This is a genomic window from Burkholderia sp. AU33545, assembly GCF_020419685.1.
In the GTDB taxonomy this organism is placed as follows: domain Bacteria; phylum Pseudomonadota; class Gammaproteobacteria; order Burkholderiales; family Burkholderiaceae; genus Burkholderia; species Burkholderia diffusa.
Map to the genome: position 1 here is coordinate 213,042 of NZ_JAIZRQ010000009.1, position 17,182 is coordinate 230,223.

A 17,182-nucleotide genomic window follows, 5' to 3' on the forward strand; every position below is an offset into this window, starting at 1 on the left:
GTTTGTTTAGGATGACGGCGATTGTATAGTAAAACACGGCGCCAAATTCGGGCCGGATAACCGGGGAATACCCGGAAATAACGGGTTTTTACGCGCTAATCTGCGAAAACGACGTTACTAAAAATACTAAACAAAATGCAGAAAAGGCAAGGTGATCGCACGGAAAGGGGCGATGCCGGCGGGGCGGACGAGGCGCACGCGTTCGGATGCCCGGTCCGCGACGGACGAGCGGCAGGCCGTCGCCCGGAGTCGATTGGGGGCCGGCGCAGGTGCGCGGCGCCGGCACCGCCGTCCGCACCGGCCGGCAGCGCGCTTGCGTGCGGCAACCGCCCGCCGTTCAGCTCGCCGCCGCGTGCGGCGGCCCGCCGCGATCGCGCAGCGCCGCGCGGCCTGCATCGAGATCGACGACCGCGAGCCCGCCCGGCTGCTGTTTCGCGCGCCGCTTCGCGAGCGCCGCGACCGACGCGATCTCGTCGCTGCCATAGCGCATCGCGCCGTGCGCACCCGCCGGCACGCCGACCGCGCCGATCGCCATCGTCACGAAGCCGAAGAACGCCGGGTTGCCGTGGCGGTCCTCGCCGCGCAGCCCGCCTGCCTGCCGGTCGGCCTGCGTGTAGAAGCGCTGCGCGCCTTCGTTGAAGCGCGCGATCGCGTCGGTTGCGCGCACGTGCCAGTCGTCGTGCTGGAACAGCACGAGGAAATCGTCGCCGCCGACGTGCCCGAGAAAGTCGCGCTGCGGGTCGCACACGCCGGCCAGCACCGTCGCGGCAAACTTCAGCACCTCGTCGCCTTGCCAGTAACCGTACTGGTCGTTGAACGGCTTGAACTGGTTCAGGTCGACGTAGCACGCATGAAAGCCGGCGTCGCGCTGGAGCAGGCGGTCGATGTGCGCGCTGATCGGAATGTTGCCGGGCAGGAAGGTCAGCGGGTTCGCGTAGCGCGCGGCTTCGATGCGCATCTCGGTCACCGCGCGCACGAGGCTCTCGCCGGTGCCGAGCCCGACGTAGCGGCCGTGTTCGGTGATCACGAAGCCGTCCGCGAGATAGCGCTGGTCGTGGCTCGCGAGCAGCGTCGCGAGTTGCTCGAACGTCGTCGCGTTGTCGATCATCAGCGGCGCATCGTTCGCGAACTGCAGGCACGGTTTCTTTCCGAACACCTCGCGGTGATACGGCAGCGCGAAGCGGTCGATGAAGCCGCGGCGATTCACGAGCGCGACCGGCCGCCCGTGTTCGACGAGCGCGACCGCATGCAGGTCGGGCATCCGGTTGAACAGGTCGAGCACGTCGTTGCTGGTCGCGTCGCGCGGCAGCGGCGGCGCGGCGACGAGCATTTTCGCGGCGATCGTGCCGGCCGGCCGCACGGTGCGCGTCGCGCCGGGAAACACCGCGATGTGCGGCGCGCGGATCGCATCGCGCGCGGCCGGCGCGACGACCCGCGACGGCTGCGCGTCCGGCCGGCCGAGCAGGAAGCCCTGCACGCAGCAGATGCCCATGTCGCGCACGACGATCAGGTCGCATTCGTTCTCGATGCCTTCCGCGATCAGTCGCGCGCCGCTCGCCTGCGCGAAGTGCTGCATGGCCTTCACGGCCTCGAACTTGAGCGGGTCGCGCGAGATGTCGTGAATGAAGAAGCGGTCAACCTTCACGACGTCCGGCTGCAGGCGCAGCCACAGGTTCATGCTCGCGTTGGCGGTGCCGTAGTCGTCGAGCGCGAACTGGATGCCGGCGTCGCGCAGCGACGCGACCGCCGGCCCGATGTGCGCGACATCCAGTATCGCGTTCTGCTCGGTCAGCTCGATCACGATGCGCTCCGCGCCGATCCGCGCGCGGCCGAGAAACTGGCGCGCGCGCTCGCGCTCAATGGCGAGCTGCAGGATCGTGCCGGCGCTGAAATTGAGGAACAGCTTGCCGTCGCAGCCGAGCGCCGCGAACGCGTCGAGGCAGGTGAGCGCGGCGGCCTGTTCGAGCGCGATGGTCGCGCCTTCGCGCGCGGCCTGCGCGAACAGCGCGGCCGGTGCCTCGAGGTCGGTGCCGCGCGGGCCGCGGATCAGGCCTTCGTAGCCGACGACCGTCCCCGACCCGAGGTCGACGATCGGCTGGAACACGGCCGCGAGCGCACGCTCCACGATCAGGCGCGTGGTGTGGGCGGTGGACGAGTCGGGATGGGGCGCGGGCATGGGCGAGGGTGAGGGTGAGAGCGGCCGAGGCGACGGGACGCCCGACTTTAACGGCAGCGTGTGCGAAGAATTGAATGAAGATTTCGTGACGCGATGCGCGTTGATGGTGCATGCATCGCGTTGGGTGGACGGGGGCGGTGCGACGGAGGAAGCGGAGGAAGCGGAGGAAGCGGAGGAAGCGGAGGAAGCGGAGGAAGCGGAGGAAGCGGAGGAAGCGGAGGAAGCGGAGGAAGCGGAGGAAGCGGAGGAAGCGGAAGAAGCGGAAGAAGCGGAAGAAGCGGAAGAAGCGGAAGAAGCGGAACGAGAAAGACGCGAATGCACCCGCGCGGCCAGCCGTGCCGGCCGCGCGGCCTCCCGCGTCAGCGCTTGCCCGCGCTCACCGCACCGCGTCCGCGTGCGGCACCGGCCGCCCCCTCGTCGCCGTCACGCTCGCCGCGCATGTCGCGCGCGCCCCAGCGCTGCGCGAGCGCCGCGCACGCCATCAGCTGGATCTGGTGGAACAGCATCAGCGGCAGCACGATCGCGCCGACCGCCTGCGCGGAGAAGATCACCTTCGCCATCGGCACGCCGGCCGCGAGGCTCTTCTTCGAGCCGCAGAAGATGATCGTGATCTGGTCGGCGCGATTGAAGCCGAGCCGCTTGCTGACGAACGTGGTCAGCACCAGCGCGATCACGAGCAGCACGACGTTGACGACCAGCAGGCCGCCGAGCGCGCGCGCCGGCATCTGGTGCCACAGCCCCTGGTTCACGGCCTCGCTGAACGCGACGTAGACGACGAGCAGGATCGAGCCCTGGTCGACGAAGCGCAGCACGCCGCGATTGCGTTCGATCCAGCCGCCGATCACGGGCCGCAGCAGCTGGCCGGCGACGAACGGCACGAGCAGCTGCATCACGATGCTCCCGACGGTGCTCCACGGCGACGCGGCCGCGGCCGACTGAGACGTGATCATCAGCCCGACGAGCGCCGGCGTCACGAAGATTCCGAGCAGGCTCGACGCGGACGCCGCGCACACGGCAGCCGGCACGTTGCCCTTCGCGATCGACGTGAACGCGATCGATGACTGGACTGTCGACGGCAGCGTGCACAGAAACAGCACGCCGGCGTAGAGCGCAGGCGTGACGAGCGGCTGCAGCACGGGCTTGAGCGCGAGGCCGAGCAGCGGGAACAGCGCGAACGTGCTGAGCAGCACGACCGCATGCAGCCGCCAGTGGGTCGCGCCCGCGACGACAGCTTCGCGCGACAGCTTCGCGCCATGCAGGAAGAACAGCAGGCCGACCGCGATGTTGGTCGCCCAGTTGAACGCATGGGCGGCCGGGCCGCGGCACGGCAGCAGGCTCGCGAGCACGACGGTGCCGACGAGCGCGAGCGTGAAGTTGTCGGGAAGAAAACGGGGACGGGCCATCGGGGATGTTGATTCGGAAACGGCAGGCGCGCAGGTCGCGCGCGAAACCGATATTGTCCCGGTAGGTCATTCAATACACAAATTCATTGTGTGAATCGATTGATGAATCGGTTGCATGTGACGGTGAGCGTCAGCGGAGGCGGCCGATGCGCAAAACGGCAGAAGAATGTTCTGCCGCGAGTACGCCCGCAAGTGAAAAAACCTAGCAGTAACATGGTGTTACACCCATGCCCGCGACCTAACACTTTTTGGCTCGACACCGTTTCGGGCCGCTCATAAATTACTGCTGAAAGGCTTGCGTCGGCCGGAAACAACCGGCGGCGAGCTGCAACAGGCACTGAATGATGACGGAACGGGTGAAACTGAGGGTCGGACGATGGGTGGCAGGCGTGCTCGGCGCGCTGCTGATGCCGCTCGCGCTCGCGCAACCGCCGCACGGCGGTCCGGCGTTCGGCGGCGGCCACGGTTTCGGTCACGGTTTCGGTGGCGGCGACATGCGCGCGTACGGCCAGCCGGCCGGCAACGCGCCGGCGTGGCGCCGGGCGCTGCCGCCGGGCGGCGCGCGTGCCGGCGGCGTGAGCGGCTACGGTTCCCGCTGGGGGCTGCGGCCGACGCCGTCCTACGGCCATTACGCCGCGCAAAGCCCGTATCGTCCGATCAGCGCCGACTCCCGCCAGATGCCGCGTCCGCCGGGCGGCGGCAATGTTCCGCTGCGTGCCGGCTCGATCCGCGCCGACGTCGCGCGCTACAACGAGGAGCGCGGCGGCCGTCCGATGCCGCCCCCCCGCGCGCAGGAAGAACCTGCCCACTCGCCGTTTTTCTCCCCGTTCTACCGAAACTGAGCGCCCGCGCGTTCGTCCCCCGCCGGCTGTGATGCGAATTCGCCACAGTCGCGCGCATATTTCCGCTGATTTTCCCGCCGCATTGCGCTATCTTTCGCGCCCGGCACGCGCGCGCCCCCGCGGCCGCCCCGTCGCGTGCCGCGCTCTGCGCGCAGCCGCTGCCGCGCGCCTGGCCATGTGCCGATTCCGCGAAGTTAATGCCGCCGCTATACCCGCAATAAGTGTGCGCAATTTTGACCGGACGCACGATCCGTAAAGATGGCTGCGCCCCATACGACGCAAGCAGTCGGCTCCAAAAAACAACGCTCGCGCCACTTATCGACATTCGACAACACCTGGAGATCCCATGAAAGCATTCGCTCGCCGTGCGTCGCGCACGTCCGTCAAGCTGATCGCCGCGGCCGCCTGCGTGGCCGCAACCGTACCCGTCCACGCGCAGTCGAGCGTCTCGCTCTACGGTCAGGTCGACGAATGGGTCGGCGCAACCAAGTTCCCGGGCGGCGATCGCGCATGGAACGTGTCGGGCGGCGGGATGTCGACGTCGTACTGGGGCCTGCACGGCGCAGAGGATCTGGGCAGCGGCTACAAGGCAATCTTCACGCTGGAGAGCTTCTTCCGTGCGCAGAACGGCCAGTTCGGCCGCTTCCAGGGCGACACGTTCTTCGCGCGCAACGCATACGTCGGCGTCAGCTCGCCGTACGGCACGGTGACGGCCGGCCGCCTGACGACCCACCTGTTCCTGTCGACGATCCTGTTCAACCCGTTCTACGATTCGTACACCTTCTCGCCGATGGTGTACCACGTGTTCCTCGGCCTCGGCACGTTCCCGACCTATCCGAGCGACCAGGGCGCGGTCGGCGATTCGGGCTGGAACAACGCGCTGTCGTACACGTCGCCTTCGTTCGGCGGCCTGAATTTCGCGGCGATGTACGCGCTCGGCAACACGGCCGGCGACAACCGCTCGAAGAAATGGAGCGCGCAGTTCAATTACGCGAACGGCCCGTTCGCGGCGACCGCCGTCTATCAGTACGTGAACTTCAACAACGGCCCGCAGGACCTGAGCGCGCTCGTGACCGGCATGAAGAGCCAGGGCATCGCGCTGGTCGGCGCGACCTACGACCTGAAGTACGTGAAGCTGTTCGGCCAGTACATGTATACGAAGAATGACCAGGTCGCGGGCAGCTGGCACGTGAATACCGCGCAGGGCGGCGTGTCGGTGCCGCTCGGCGTGGGCAACGCGATGGCGTCGTATGCGTATTCGCGCGATGCCGGCGGCCTCGACCAGACGCGCCAGACCTGGGCCGTCGGCTACGACTATCCGCTGTCCAAGCGCACGGACATCTACGCCGCGTACATGAACGACCACATCAGCAGCCTGTCGACCGGCAACACGTTCGGCGCGGGTATCCGCGCGAAGTTCTGACGCGCACGTGCGATCGGTGCGCCGGCCGCGCGCGAAAATCGCGCGTGCCGGCTGCATGTTTTCCCTCCCGAAACGAAACGAAACGGAACGGAACGGAACGGCGCCGCCACTCGCGGCGCCGTTTTGCTTTTGTTGACCTTTCTGTTTCCTCGCCTTTGTTACCCTATCTCGTAATTGCACCATTCCCCCGTCATTACGGGCTAGTTCGATGGATACCCTCGTCAGCATGAATGTGTTTCGCTACGTCGTCGAAGTGGGCAGCTTCGTCGGCGCGGCCGAGCGCATGCAGATGTCGGCCGCGATGGCGAGCAAGCACGTGATGCATCTCGAGCAGCAGCTCGGCGCGCGGCTGCTGCATCGCACGACACGACGTGTCGCGCCGACCGAGGCGGGACGCGAATACTATGAGCGCCTCGTGCAGGCGCTGTCGGAACTCGACGAAGCCGGACAGGCGGTCGGCGCCGCGAGCGTCGTGCCGCAGGGCCGCCTGCGCGTGACGTCGCTGTCCGCGTTCGGCTTGCGGCACGTGATGCAGGCCGTCACCGATTATGCGGGCCGGTTCCCGGACGTGACCGTCGACATGACGCTGTCCGATCGCGTGGTCGATCTGATCGAGGAAGGCTACGACGTCGCGGTGCGCGCGGCGCCGAACGGGCTGAAATCGTCGTCGTTGGTCGCGCGCCAGATCGCGACCGCGCACATCCTGCTGGTCGCGTCGCCCGAGTATCTCGAGAAGCACGGCACGCCGCAGACGATCGCCGATCTCGCGCATCACAATTACCTGCGCCGCGATTCGAATTCGACGATGCTCGATTCGCTGATGATCGACGCGGCCGCCGCGTCGCGCGTGAACCTGAACGGCAACCTGATCGTGAACCATCTCGAGGGGCTGCGCGCGGCGGTGCTCGCGGGCGCGGGCATCGCGCTGCTCGGCACCGAGGTGATCGGCGACGACATCGAATCCGGCCGCCTCGTGCCGGTGCTGCTCGACGCGGTGCCGCCGCACGAGGCGCCGATCTACGCGGTGTATGCGAGCCGCCGCCACGTGTCCGCGAAGGTGCGCTCGTTCGTCGACTTCCTTGCCGCACGCTTCGAAGGGCAGTCGCTGTGCCCGTCGATCGAGTCGCGCCTGCGCGTGCTGCCGATCACGCGGATCAAGCGCGCGAGCTGAGCGGCGTCGGCCGCCCGCGGGCGGACGTGAAAAAAGCGCGAGCCGTTGCGGTTCGCGCTTTTTGTTTTTGTCCGACGTCATGCGCGGCGGTGGCGCAACCCGCCGCCTGCGTCAGCGTGCGATGCCGAGCCGTGCCTTCGCGTCGTCGTACTCGCGCTTCAGGCGCTCGACGAGCGCGCCGACGCTCGGCAGGTCGTCCATCAGGCCGACGCCCTGGCCGGCACCCCAGATGTCCTTCCACGCCTTCGTCTTGTCGCCGCCGAAATTCATCTTCGTCTTGTCGGATTCCGGCAGCGCGTCCGGATCGAGCCCGGCCTTCTCGATGCTCTCGCGGATGTAGTTGCCGTGCACGCCGGTGAAGAGGTTCGTGTAGATGATGTCGGACGATTTCGCGTTGAGGATCGCGTGCTTGTAGTCGTCGACCGCGTGCGCTTCCTGCGTCGCGATGAAGCGCGTGCCCATGTACGCGAAGTCGGCGCCCATCGCCTGCGCGGCGAGGATCGAGCCGCCGTTCGCGATCGAGCCGGACAGCACGATCGGACCGTCGAAGATCTTGCGCACTTCGCCGACGAGCGCGAACGGCGACGTCGTGCCCGCGTGGCCGCCGGCGCCGGCCGCGACGAGGATCAGCCCGTCGACGCCGGCTTCGAGCGCCTTCTGCGCGTGGCGCAGGTTGATCACGTCGTGCAGCACGATGCCGCCGTAGCTGTGCACGGCGTCGACGATCTCGCGCGCCGGCGCGCGCAGGCTCGTGATGAAGATCGGCACCTTGTGCTCGACGCACACGCGCACGTCATGCTCGAGCCGTACGTTCGACTGATGGACGATCTGGTTGACCGCGATCGGGCCGATCACCGCATCCGGGTGCTTCGCCTTGTGGTCGGCAAGCTCCGACTGGATCTGCGTGAGCCACTCGTCCAGCAGTTCGGCCGGACGGGCGTTGAGCGCGGGAAATGATCCGACGATACCCGCCTTGCACTGCGCGAGCACGAGTTCGGGGTAGCTGACGATGAACATCGGCGACGCGATGACGGGCAGCGTCAGGTTCTGCAGGACGGCGGGCAATGCCATGTGATGTCTCCAGTCTCGAGGGGGCGGCCGGATGCGGCGCGGTCGCGCCGACGCCGGCATCCATGCTTGGCGGTCGAACGGTGCTTCGAGTGTAGCGGTGCAGCGATTCGCCCATATTAATACGAACGGTCGTGCGATTCTACGCGAGCTTAGCAAACGGCGCGGCATGGCGGCAATCGAGTGAGTGTTCTCTTTCTACGCATTCGGGCATCTGCCGCGCGCAGCGGTCGGCCGCGCGCTCCTACAATAGCCGCCATAACAAACCAACGAGAAACAAACCATGTCGTTTGAAGCGTTTGCACCGTTTCGCGTGACGGTGCAGGACACCGACATCTTCGGTGTCAAAGGAGGCGCGGGGCCACCGCTTCTGTTGCTGCACGGCCATCCGCAGACCCACATGATCTGGCATCGCGTCGCCGCGACGCTGGCGGATCACTTCACGGTGATCGCGACCGACCTGCGCGGCTACGGCGCGTCGGGCAAGCCGCCGAGCGACGCGCGGCATGCGCCGTATTCGAAACGCGCGATGGCGGCCGACCAGGTTGCCGTGATGCGGCATTTCGGCTTCGAGCAATTCCACGTCTGCGCACACGATCGCGGCGCGCGCGTCGCGCACCGGCTCGCGCTCGATCATCCGGCGGCCGTCGAGCGGATGATGCTGCTCGACATCGCGCCGACGCTCGCGATGTACGAGCAGACGGACCGCGCGTTCGCGACCGCGTATTTTCACTGGTTCTTCCTGATCCAGCCGGCGCCGCTCCCCGAAACGCTGATCGAAGGCCGCACCGATGCGTACATCGAGCGCGTGATGGGCAACCGGTCCGCCGGGCTCGCGCCGTTCGCGCCGGAGGCGCTCGCCGCGTATCGCGCCGCGCTCGCGCAGCCGGGCGCGGTGCATGCGATGTGCGAGGACTACCGCGCGTCGGCGACGATCGATCTCGAGCACGACCGCGCGGATCTCGAGCGCGGCAACAAGGTCGCGTGCCCGCTGCGCGTGCTGTGGGGCGAGCACGGGATCGTCGGGCGCTGCTTCGATCCGCTCGGCGAGTGGCGGCGCGTCGCGCGCGACGTCGGCGGCCGCGCGCTCGATTGCGGGCACTACATTCCGGAGGAGGCACCCGTCGCGCTGATTGACGAGCTGCTCGCGTTCTTCGAGGCACGCGACGCGGCCGCGTGAGCGGCGCCGGCCGCCGCGGGCAGCGCGGTGCTTGCCGCGCGTCGACGATCAGCGGCGCGTGGCGTCGTCGTCGTCGACGAGCGGCGGCAGGCGGCGCGGCACCGGCGTCGATTTCACGATCGCCGTGCTCGTTTCCGCGCGCTCCGTCACCTTCGACAGGATGTCGTCGAGGTGCTCGATCGTGCGCAGATAGAGCCGGCAGATGAAGCAGTCCTCGCCGGTGACCTTGTCGCATTCGACGAATTCCGGAATCCGCCGCAACACTTCCTCGACGAGATGCAGCTGCCCCGGCAGCGGCTTCACGCGCACGATCGCCTGCAGCGTGTAGCCGAGCGCGCGCGGGTCGAGCTCGACGGTGAAACCCGCGATCACGCCCTGCGCTTCGAGCCGTCGCACGCGGTCGGCGGTCGCGGGCGCCGACAGCCCGATCTGTCGCGCCAGTTCGCTGGTGGCAACGCGGGCATCCTCGGCGAGCGCCGCGAGGATCGCGCGGTCGGTTGCGTCCAGCGACGCGACGGCGGGAGGGGAAAGGCGTTTCGCCATGATCGCTTTGCTTTCGAAGGTGAATCGGTGGTTTCGCTTCAGTTTAGTCGTGGATGCGCGGAAAGCAAGTTCCTAGAATCGAAGTCATCTTCTCTCGTCAAACGGAGTCCATGATGGCCTCGAACGAAACCCGCCGCGGTGCCGCCGAGATGGTCGTCGCGATGATGATGTCCGGCACGATCGGCTGGCTCGTGATGTCGTCGCAGCAGCCGCTCACCAACGTCGTGTTCTTCCGCTGCCTGTTCGGCGCCGCGACGCTCGCGATCGTCTGCGCGGCGCTCGGCTTCCTGCGTCGTGCGCTGTTCTCGCCGCGCATGCTCGCGCTCGCGGCGCTCGGCAGCATCGCGATCGTCGCGAACTGGCTGCTGCTCTTCGCCGCGTATTCGCGTGCGTCGATCTCGATGGCGACCGCCGTCTACAACACGCAGCCGTTCATGCTCGTCGCGCTCGGCGCGATCGTGTTCCGCGAACGGATCAGCGCGTCGACGATCGCGTGGCTCGCGCTCGCCTTCATCGGGCTCGTGTGCGTGGTGCGCGTCGAGCCGGCCGTGCTCGCGGTGCCCGGCGAATATCTCGAAGGCGTCGCGCTGTCGCTTGGCGCGGCGTTTCTGTACGCGGTGTCGTCGATCATCACGAAGCACCTGAAGGGCACGCCGCCGCACCTGCTCGCGCTGCTGCAGGCCGGCCTCGGCATCGTGCTGCTCGCGCCGTTCGCGCACTTCGGCACGTTGCCCGCGACGGCCGCGCAGTGGCTCGATCTCGTCGTGCTCGGCGTCGTGAACACCGGCGTGATGTATGTGCTGCTGTACGGTGCGATCCAGAAGCTGCCGGTCGCGATGACGGGCGCGCTGTCGTTCGTCTATCCGGTCGTCGCGATCATCGTCGATCGCATCGCGTTCGGGCAGACGCTCGCGTGGACGCAGGTGCTCGGCGCACTGCTGATCCTGCTCGCGGCGGCCGGCGTGAATCTCGGCTGGCGCATCGTGCCCGCGCGTCGCGCGGCGGCCGGCAACTGAAACGGTCGTGCGATTCGGCTTGCCGCTACGGCAGGTTGCCGACACCCGCTGGCGCCGCGCCCGGGAACGAAGGTTGCGCGTGAAAAACGCTGTAAGAAGTTGTAGGGAAACACCCGATGCGACGCCGCAGCGTCGCTCGTATGATGCGGGCTGTGACGTTGATCACGTTCACAGGATTCCGATCTCATGCCGTTCGCCAAGCAGGCCGAACGGCATTTTTTTATGCGCCGCTCCGCGCGAGCAGGCGCCGCCGCGCGTCGAGCCGCGCGAGCAACACGCGCCTCGCGTCGTCGTCGGACGCGCGCCATCCCTTGATCTCGTCGCGCGTGCGCAGGCAGCCCGCGCACCAGTCGGTGCGCGGATCGATCCTGCATACGTCGGTGCACGGCGACGCGACCGTGCCGACCGATACCGGCATCTCGCTCATGCGTCGTTGCGCAGCGCGACGTCGGCGACCGGCGCACCCGTCAGCGAGACGAGCTCCTGCGGCGACAGGTTGAATACCGCGTGCGGATGGCCGGCGGCCGCCCACAGGCTGTCCAGTTCGAGCAGGTCGGCGTCGATCAGCGTGACCGGTTCGACGAGATGGCCGATCGGGCAGACGCCGCCGATCGCGTAGCCGGTGTTGTCGCGCACGAATTTCGCATCGGCGCGGCCGACCGCGCCAACTTGCGCGGCGACCTTCTTCTCGTCGACGCGGTTCACGCCGCTCGCGACGACGAGCACCGGCAGGCCGTCCGATTCGCGGCGAAACAGGATCGACTTCGCGATCTGCGCGACCTCGCAGCCGAGCCCGGCCGCAGCCTCGGCGGAGGTCTTGCCGGTTTCGGCGAGCATCACGATCCCTTTCGCGTGCCCGCGTTCGCGCAGCAGCAGCGCGACGCGTCGCGCGGAGTCGGGGAGAGAGTCGAATGAAGCGGGTGTCGTCATGGAGAATCCGTCAGTGTTGGGGTCAGACGCAACTCGGCGTGTCGGCCGCGCTTTGCGCCTTGGCGAGCAGCGCGCGACCGGCGCGCGACACGTTCGCGCGGCCGATCGCGTTCGAGATGAAGTCGCCGGCGGCGACCACCTGCGAGAGGTCGATGCCGGTGTCGATGCCGAGGCCCTGCATCAGGTACAGCACGTCCTCGGTCGCGACGTTGCCGGTCGCGCCCTTCGCATACGGGCAGCCGCCGAGGCCGGCGACCGACGCGTGAAAGATCTCGATCCCTTCGAACAGCGCTGCGTAGATGTTCGCGAGCGCCTGGCCGTAGGTGTCGTGGAAGTGGCCCGACAGCCGCTCGCGCGGAAACACGCGGGTGACCGCTTCGAGCACTTCGCGGGTGCGCTTCGGCGTGCCGACGCCGATCGTGTCGGCGATGTCGATCTCGTCGCAGCCGAGCGCGGCGAAGCGTTCGACGACGTCGACGACCGAGGCGACCGGCACCTCGCCCTGGTACGGGCAGCCGAGCGTGCACGACACGCTGCCGCGCAGCCGCAGGCCGGCATCCTTCGCGGCCTTCGCGACCGGCTCGAAGCGCGCGATGCTCTCGGCGATGCTGCAGTTGATGTTCCGCTGCGAGAACGCCTCGCTCGCCGCGCCGAAGATCACCACTTCGTCGGCGCGCGCGGCGACCGCGTTCTCGAAGCCTTTCAGGTTCGGCGTGAGCACCGAATACACGGTGCCCGCGCGACGCTCGATGCCGGCCATCACGTCGGCGCCGTCGGCCATCTGGGGCACCCATTTCGGCGACACGAACGACGCGGCCTCGATATTGCGGAAGCCGGCGCGCGACAGCCGGTCGACGAGCGCGATCTTCACGTCGGTCGGCACGAAGGTCTTTTCGTTCTGCAGCCCGTCGCGCGGGCCGACTTCGACGATCTTGACGGCGGTGGGGAACGTCATGGTTGTCTCCAGTTTTGTATGGGCGGAATTCAGTAGCCGCGCGCGTAGTCGACGATGCCGCCGACGCGCGCGCCGCGCTCGAGCGCGCGGATCTTGCCGGCGATCTGCTCGACGGCTTCGTCGCGTAGCGTCTCGGCCGAGCTGTGCGGCGTGATCGTGATGCGCGGCGCGTGCCAGAACGGGTGGTCGACGGGCAGCGGCTCATGCTGGAACACGTCGAGCGTGGCGGCGGCGATCCGGCCGCTCGCGAGCGCGTCGAGCAGGTCGGCCTCGACGAGATGCGCGCCGCGTGCGACGTTCACCAGGTACGCGCCCGGCACCAGCCTGGCGAAGGTCCGTGCCGACAGGATCCCGTCGGTATCGCGTGTGCTCGGCAGCAGGTTCACGAGCACCTTCGCGCCGTCGATGCACGCGTCGAACGCGTCGTCGCCCGCGAAGGTCTCGACACCGTCGAGCCGTTTCGGGCTGCGGCTGTAGCCGCGCACCGGCAGGCCGAGCGCCGCGAGCGCCTGCGCGACCTGCGCGCCGAGCACGCCGAGACCGAGTACCGCGACGGTGAAACTCGCGCGCGGATGCGGTTCGAGCGGCTGCCAGCGGCGCTCGCGCTGCAGCGCGTCGTATTCGTCGAAGCGGCGCAGGTAGCGCAGCACCGCGTGCGTCACGTATTCGATCATCTGCCGCGCCATGCCCGAATCCTCGAGGCGCACCAGCGGCACGTCGCGCGGCAGCGTGCCGGGATGCGCGCGGTCGAGCGCGAGCAGCGCGTCGACGCCCGCGCCCAGATTGAAGATCGCGCGCAGGCCGTCGCGCGGCGCGAACAGCTCGCGCGGCGCGCGCCATACGAGCGCGTAGTCGGCCGCGCCCGTGTCGCCCGGCTGCCAGGCGCGCAGCTCGGCCTCGGGCAGCGCCCGTGCGATCGCGCCGCGCCATGCGTCGGCTTCCTGATGCGGCGAGTAGAACAGGATCTTCATGCGCCTACTTCGCGAACAGCTGGCCGATGTCGGCGAACGCCTTGAATTCCAGCGCGTTGCCGCATGGATCGAGGAAGAACATCGTCGCCTGCTCGCCGACCTCGCCCTTGAAGCGGATGTGCGGCTCGATCACGAAGCGCGTATGCGCGGCCTTGAGCTTGTCGGCGAGCGCATGCCATTCATCCATCGACAGCACGACGCCGAAATGGCGGACGGGCACGTCGTCGCCGTCGACCGGGTTTACCGCGCTCTTGCCGGTTTCGTCCGGCGCGAGGTGCGCGACGAGCTGGTGCCCGAAGAAATCGAAGTCGACCCAGTGTTCCGAGCTGCGGCCCTCGGGGCAGCCGAGCAGGCCGCCGTAGAACGCGCGCGCGCCGGCGAGGCTCGACACGGGAAAGGCGAGATGGAACGGGCGCAGCGCGCCGGCGGGCGTAGCGGACATCGGGCGTCTCCTGTCGATCGGAACCGGCGCGGCGGCGCCCGGTTCGATCCGATGCAAGGCAAGCGGGAAGCCCACATTCTACGGTTTCGCGGCGCGTTGCGCCGCCGCGAGGCGGCCAGCCCATACCGCGCGGCCCGAGCCGGCGGCCGTCCCGCGCAAAAGCAAAGCACAAAATATTGGTTCGGCCGCCGTGCGCGGCACGCCACAATTGAATCTCGTCTCCAAGCAAAGCAAGCGAGGGCAATCATGCGCGCATGCAGCAAATCGGCGTGGCCGCCGCGGCTCGTGACCGTTCCGGGCCTGCACGGCAGCGAAGGCGCCCACTGGCAGACCTGGCTGGAGCGGCAGTTCTCGCGTTCGCTGCGGGTCGAACAGGCCGACTGGGATGCCCCCGATCTCGCGCGCTGGGCGCAGTCCGTGCGCGCGCTGCTCGAGCGCGAGCGCGGCCCGTTCGTGCTGGCCGCGCACAGCTTCGGCTGCCTCGCGGCCGCGCATGCGCTCGCGCAATGGCCGCTGGCGGCCGACGTCGCGGGCGTGCTGCTTGTCGCACCGGCCAGTCCGAAGAAATTCACGTTCGCCGGGCCGTTCGACGCGCGCCGGCTCGCGGTGCCGTCGATCGTGATCGGCAGCGAGACCGATCCGTGGATGCCGCTCGCCGATGCGCGCACGCTCGCGCAGCGGCTCGGCAGCGCATTCGTCAATCTCGGCGACGCCGGGCACATCAACACCGCGGCCGGCTTCGGGCCGTGGCCGCGCGCGAAGCATTTCATCGACACGCTGGTGCACTGCGCGGCGCCGCTGCGCTTTCGCGACGCGGACGACGGCTTCGACGCCGCGCTCGTCGACCGCGCGCTCGCGCACGCGATCTGACACTCACGCGCACGCGCTGCGCGGCGCGGGCCGTGCAGCGTCGTGCTGCGGGACTTACGACGCGGAAACGGGCCGCACCGCGGCCGGATCCGAGTAGCTCGGCCGGCCGTTCTCGACGTGGCCCGCGAAGCGGCGCGAGAACGTGCCGTTCGCGCCGTCGCTCACCGTCACGTCATACCAGTGATGGCTCGACGCGAGCGCCCATTGCTCGACGTGTTCGTCGCCGCCGTGCAGCGTCACCTGGCGCGCGGGCGTGCCGTATGCGTTGTCGGCCAGCGTGAGCGTCACGTGGCCGGCGCCATGGTTGCGCAGCTTCAGGTACAGGTTGCCGTTCGCGATGTCGTAGCCGGCCTTCACTTCCGGCTGCGCATGGTTGCGGCGGCGCGCCGTTGCGGCCGACACGTTGCCCGCGAACATCCGCACGAAGCCGTTCGGGCCGTACACCGAGAACGCATACGCGCCGTTCGTCTCCGTCAGGTCGAAGTCCGCGTGCAGCACGCGGCGCGCGCCGACCGTGTAGCGCCACGGGCCGTCGGTGCGGTTCGTCGCGTACACCTGGAAGTGCGCGCCCTGGTTGCCGCGGTTCGCGAACTCGATGCGCAGCGTGTTGCCGCCGTAGATGCTCGCGTTCACGTGCAGTTCGTACGGCAGCGCGCGGGCCGGCCGCACGCCGGGCTCCTGCGGATCGATCGGCGACGGCATCGCGGGCACGGTCGGCGCGGGTTGCGACGTGCATTGCTGGTCGGCGATCGAGCGGTACTGGCTCGTGTCGGGCAGCGTCGGAAACGACGCGTCGGACGAGCGGAAGTCGAACGCGGCGGTGAGGTCGCCACAGACGGTCCGGCGCCACGGCGTGATGTTCGGCTCGTCGACACCGAAGCGTTCGCCGATGAAGCGGATCACCGAGGTATGGTCGAACACCTGCGAGCACACGAAGCCGCCTTTCGACCACGGCGACACGACCGTCATCGGCACGCGCGGCCCGAGGCCGTACGGCAGGCCGTCGGCCGTGTAGCTGCCACCGCGGCCGGGATTCACGACCGTGTGCAGTTCGCCGTCGGTGGTCACGGTCGATGCGCCCTGCGCGGCCGACGTCGGCGGCTGCGGCGGCACGACGTGATCGAAGAAGCCGTCGTTCTCGTCGTACATGATGAACAGCACGGTCTTCGCCCACACGTCCGGATTCGCCGTGAGCGCGTCGAGGATCTGCGACGTGTAGTTCGCGCCGTATGCCGGCGTGTATTTCGGATGTTCGGAGAACACGGCGGGCGGCAGCAGCCACGACACCTGCGGCAGCCGGTCGTTGATCACGTCGTCCTTCAGGTTGTCGAGCGTGCGTACCGTCTGCGCGCGCTGGTACAGCGACGAGCCCGGCTTCGCGTTGATGAAGTTCGTGAAGTTCTGCAGGATGTTCGTGCCGTAGTTGCCGTTGTACGGATCGGCCCACGTGAGCCCCTGCTGGTAGATCTGCCACGACACGCCGCGCGCCTCGAGCCGTTCGGGGAAGGTCGTCCACGACAGCAGCTGGTACGCGGGCGGCAGGTCGCCGTCGACGTAGTCGGCGTTGTCGAGCAGCGGGCCGCCGAACTTGCCGGTCGGGTCGACCGTGCCCGTCATCAGGTACGAGCGGTTCGGGTGCGTCGGCCCCGGCAGCGAGCAGAAGTAGTTGTCGCATACGGTGAACGCATCGGCGAGCGCGTAGTGGAACGGGATGTCCTCGCGCACGTGATAGCCCATCGTCATGTCGGTCTTGTTCGCGGGCCACTGGTCGTAGCGGCCGCCGTCGATCGCCGCGTGGGTCTTCGCCCACGAGTGATCGAGCGCGCCGAGGCACTGCGCGCTGGTCGTCTTCGTGTCGAGCCGGAACGGCAGCACGGGCTTCGCCGGGTCTTCCTTCGACGGCTGGTACCACACCGGCTTGCCGTTCGGCAGCGGAATCGGGAAGCGGTCGTTGTAGCCGCGCACACCGCGCAGGTGTCCGAAGTAATGGTCGAACGAACGGTTCTCCTGCATGAACACGACGATGTGCTCGACATCGCGGATCGTGCCGGTGCCGCGCGCGGCCGGAATCGCGAGCGCGCGGCGGATCGATTCGGGGAACGCGTTGAGCGCGACGGCGGCGCCCGCGGATTGTGCGACGGTATGCAGGAAACGGCGGCGGCTCGATGACGTCATGTTATTTCACCTCGGTT

Annotated in this window: 16 protein-coding genes; 6 read left to right on the forward strand and 10 right to left on the reverse strand. The window is 68.3% G+C overall.

Annotated features, from left to right (window positions below; translation table 11 throughout):
- Positions 1–337: 337 nt before the first annotated feature.
- A complete protein-coding gene (locus LGM71_RS28170; protein WP_226117650.1) occupies positions 338–2,176 on the reverse strand; it encodes an EAL domain-containing protein in 1,839 nt (612 codons plus the stop codon).
- Between the two features lie 359 nt (positions 2,177–2,535).
- Positions 2,536–3,579, reverse strand: coding sequence for a bile acid:sodium symporter family protein (locus LGM71_RS28175; RefSeq protein WP_226117652.1), 1,044 nt, complete (start codon positions 3,577–3,579; stop codon positions 2,536–2,538).
- A 344-nt stretch (positions 3,580–3,923) separates the two neighbouring features.
- Here LGM71_RS28175 and LGM71_RS28180 point away from each other — a divergent pair, with 344 nt between their 5' ends.
- From LGM71_RS28180 to LGM71_RS28190, 3 genes are all read left to right on the forward strand, one after another.
- Positions 3,924–4,421, forward strand: coding sequence for a peptide-binding protein (locus LGM71_RS28180; protein WP_226117753.1), 498 nt, complete (start codon positions 3,924–3,926; stop codon positions 4,419–4,421).
- A gap of 346 nt (positions 4,422–4,767) precedes the next feature.
- Entirely contained in the window at positions 4,768–5,844 is a 1,077-nt protein-coding gene (locus LGM71_RS28185) for a porin (protein ID WP_059599979.1), read from the forward strand.
- A 208-nt stretch (positions 5,845–6,052) separates the two neighbouring features.
- Positions 6,053–7,015 carry a LysR family transcriptional regulator gene (locus tag LGM71_RS28190; protein ID WP_059685303.1) on the forward strand — a complete coding sequence of 321 codons (963 nt, stop codon included), beginning with the start codon at positions 6,053–6,055 and terminating at the stop codon, positions 7,013–7,015.
- A 111-nt stretch (positions 7,016–7,126) separates the two neighbouring features.
- On the opposite strand, the gene LGM71_RS28195 is transcribed toward LGM71_RS28190, so the two are convergent.
- Complete coding sequence (locus LGM71_RS28195; RefSeq protein WP_124901970.1) at positions 7,127–8,086, reverse strand: NAD(P)H-dependent flavin oxidoreductase; 960 nt, start codon at positions 8,084–8,086, stop codon at positions 7,127–7,129.
- Positions 8,087–8,366: 280 nt separating this feature from the next.
- Between LGM71_RS28195 and LGM71_RS28200 the strand changes: the two genes are divergently transcribed.
- Positions 8,367–9,263 carry an alpha/beta fold hydrolase gene (locus LGM71_RS28200; RefSeq protein WP_059599982.1) on the forward strand — a complete coding sequence of 299 codons (897 nt, stop codon included), beginning with the start codon at positions 8,367–8,369 and terminating at the stop codon, positions 9,261–9,263.
- Positions 9,264–9,311: 48 nt separating this feature from the next.
- Here the strand turns inward: LGM71_RS28200 and LGM71_RS28205 are convergent, their stop codons facing one another.
- Positions 9,312–9,806 carry an Lrp/AsnC family transcriptional regulator gene (locus tag LGM71_RS28205; protein WP_226117654.1) on the reverse strand — a complete coding sequence of 165 codons (495 nt, stop codon included), beginning with the start codon at positions 9,804–9,806 and terminating at the stop codon, positions 9,312–9,314.
- Between the two features lie 113 nt (positions 9,807–9,919).
- On the opposite strand from LGM71_RS28205, the gene LGM71_RS28210 reads away from it, so the two are divergent.
- Entirely contained in the window at positions 9,920–10,822 is a 903-nt protein-coding gene (locus tag LGM71_RS28210) for a DMT family transporter (RefSeq protein WP_151052448.1), read from the forward strand.
- 220 nt (positions 10,823–11,042) lie between these two features.
- Here the strand turns inward: LGM71_RS28210 and LGM71_RS28215 are convergent, their stop codons facing one another.
- Genes LGM71_RS28215 through LGM71_RS28235 form a run of 5 tightly spaced genes read right to left on the reverse strand, consistent with a single transcriptional unit; the run spans position 11,043 to position 14,120 of the window.
- Positions 11,043–11,249, reverse strand: coding sequence for a DUF1289 domain-containing protein (locus LGM71_RS28215; RefSeq protein ID WP_059599985.1), 207 nt, complete (start codon positions 11,247–11,249; stop codon positions 11,043–11,045).
- Entirely contained in the window at positions 11,246–11,752 is a 507-nt protein-coding gene (locus LGM71_RS28220; RefSeq protein ID WP_124626458.1) for a YbaK/EbsC family protein, read from the reverse strand. Before LGM71_RS28220 ends, LGM71_RS28215 begins: the two co-directional genes overlap by 4 nt.
- Positions 11,753–11,774: 22 nt before the next feature.
- Positions 11,775–12,707 carry a hydroxymethylglutaryl-CoA lyase gene (locus LGM71_RS28225; protein ID WP_226117655.1) on the reverse strand — a complete coding sequence of 311 codons (933 nt, stop codon included), beginning with the start codon at positions 12,705–12,707 and terminating at the stop codon, positions 11,775–11,777.
- Positions 12,708–12,736: 29 nt separating this feature from the next.
- Complete coding sequence (locus LGM71_RS28230) at positions 12,737–13,678, reverse strand: 2-hydroxyacid dehydrogenase (RefSeq protein ID WP_226117656.1); 942 nt, start codon at positions 13,676–13,678, stop codon at positions 12,737–12,739.
- Between the two features lie 4 nt (positions 13,679–13,682).
- Positions 13,683–14,120: a VOC family protein gene (locus LGM71_RS28235; protein WP_044846155.1), complete on the reverse strand. Its 438-nt coding sequence runs from the start codon at positions 14,118–14,120 to the stop codon at positions 13,683–13,685.
- Between the two features lie 246 nt (positions 14,121–14,366).
- Between LGM71_RS28235 and LGM71_RS28240 the strand changes: the two genes are divergently transcribed.
- Complete coding sequence (locus tag LGM71_RS28240; RefSeq protein ID WP_059599990.1) at positions 14,367–14,990, forward strand: RBBP9/YdeN family alpha/beta hydrolase; 624 nt, start codon at positions 14,367–14,369, stop codon at positions 14,988–14,990.
- A 54-nt stretch (positions 14,991–15,044) separates the two neighbouring features.
- Here the strand turns inward: LGM71_RS28240 and LGM71_RS28245 are convergent, their stop codons facing one another.
- Positions 15,045–17,165 (reverse strand): phosphocholine-specific phospholipase C, encoded by a 2,121-nt coding sequence (locus LGM71_RS28245; protein WP_124626451.1) that lies wholly within the window; start codon positions 17,163–17,165, stop codon positions 15,045–15,047.
- Between the last annotated feature and the right edge of the window lie 17 nt (positions 17,166–17,182).

Bases quoted from the DNA above. Each gene is read 5' to 3' on its own strand.
- LGM71_RS28205 (WP_226117654.1), bottom strand. From the start codon at position 9,806: ATGGCGAAACGCCTTTCCCCTCCCGCCGTCGCGTCGCTGGACGCAACC.
- LGM71_RS28245 (WP_124626451.1), bottom strand. From the start codon at position 17,165: ATGACGTCATCGAGCCGCCGCCGTTTCCTGCATACCGTCGCACAATCC.
- LGM71_RS28180 (WP_226117753.1), top strand. From the start codon at position 3,924: ATGACGGAACGGGTGAAACTGAGGGTCGGACGATGGGTGGCAGGCGTG.
- LGM71_RS28170 (WP_226117650.1), bottom strand. From the start codon at position 2,176: ATGCCCGCGCCCCATCCCGACTCGTCCACCGCCCACACCACGCGCCTG.
- LGM71_RS28185 (WP_059599979.1), top strand. From the start codon at position 4,768: ATGAAAGCATTCGCTCGCCGTGCGTCGCGCACGTCCGTCAAGCTGATC.
- LGM71_RS28230 (WP_226117656.1), bottom strand. From the start codon at position 13,678: ATGAAGATCCTGTTCTACTCGCCGCATCAGGAAGCCGACGCATGGCGC.
- LGM71_RS28190 (WP_059685303.1), top strand. From the start codon at position 6,053: ATGGATACCCTCGTCAGCATGAATGTGTTTCGCTACGTCGTCGAAGTG.
- LGM71_RS28240 (WP_059599990.1), top strand. From the start codon at position 14,367: ATGCGCGCATGCAGCAAATCGGCGTGGCCGCCGCGGCTCGTGACCGTT.
- LGM71_RS28225 (WP_226117655.1), bottom strand. From the start codon at position 12,707: ATGACGTTCCCCACCGCCGTCAAGATCGTCGAAGTCGGCCCGCGCGAC.
- LGM71_RS28200 (WP_059599982.1), top strand. From the start codon at position 8,367: ATGTCGTTTGAAGCGTTTGCACCGTTTCGCGTGACGGTGCAGGACACC.
- LGM71_RS28215 (WP_059599985.1), bottom strand. From the start codon at position 11,249: ATGAGCGAGATGCCGGTATCGGTCGGCACGGTCGCGTCGCCGTGCACC.
- LGM71_RS28175 (WP_226117652.1), bottom strand. From the start codon at position 3,579: ATGGCCCGTCCCCGTTTTCTTCCCGACAACTTCACGCTCGCGCTCGTC.
- LGM71_RS28220 (WP_124626458.1), bottom strand. From the start codon at position 11,752: ATGACGACACCCGCTTCATTCGACTCTCTCCCCGACTCCGCGCGACGC.
- LGM71_RS28235 (WP_044846155.1), bottom strand. From the start codon at position 14,120: ATGTCCGCTACGCCCGCCGGCGCGCTGCGCCCGTTCCATCTCGCCTTT.
- LGM71_RS28195 (WP_124901970.1), bottom strand. From the start codon at position 8,086: ATGGCATTGCCCGCCGTCCTGCAGAACCTGACGCTGCCCGTCATCGCG.
- LGM71_RS28210 (WP_151052448.1), top strand. From the start codon at position 9,920: ATGGCCTCGAACGAAACCCGCCGCGGTGCCGCCGAGATGGTCGTCGCG.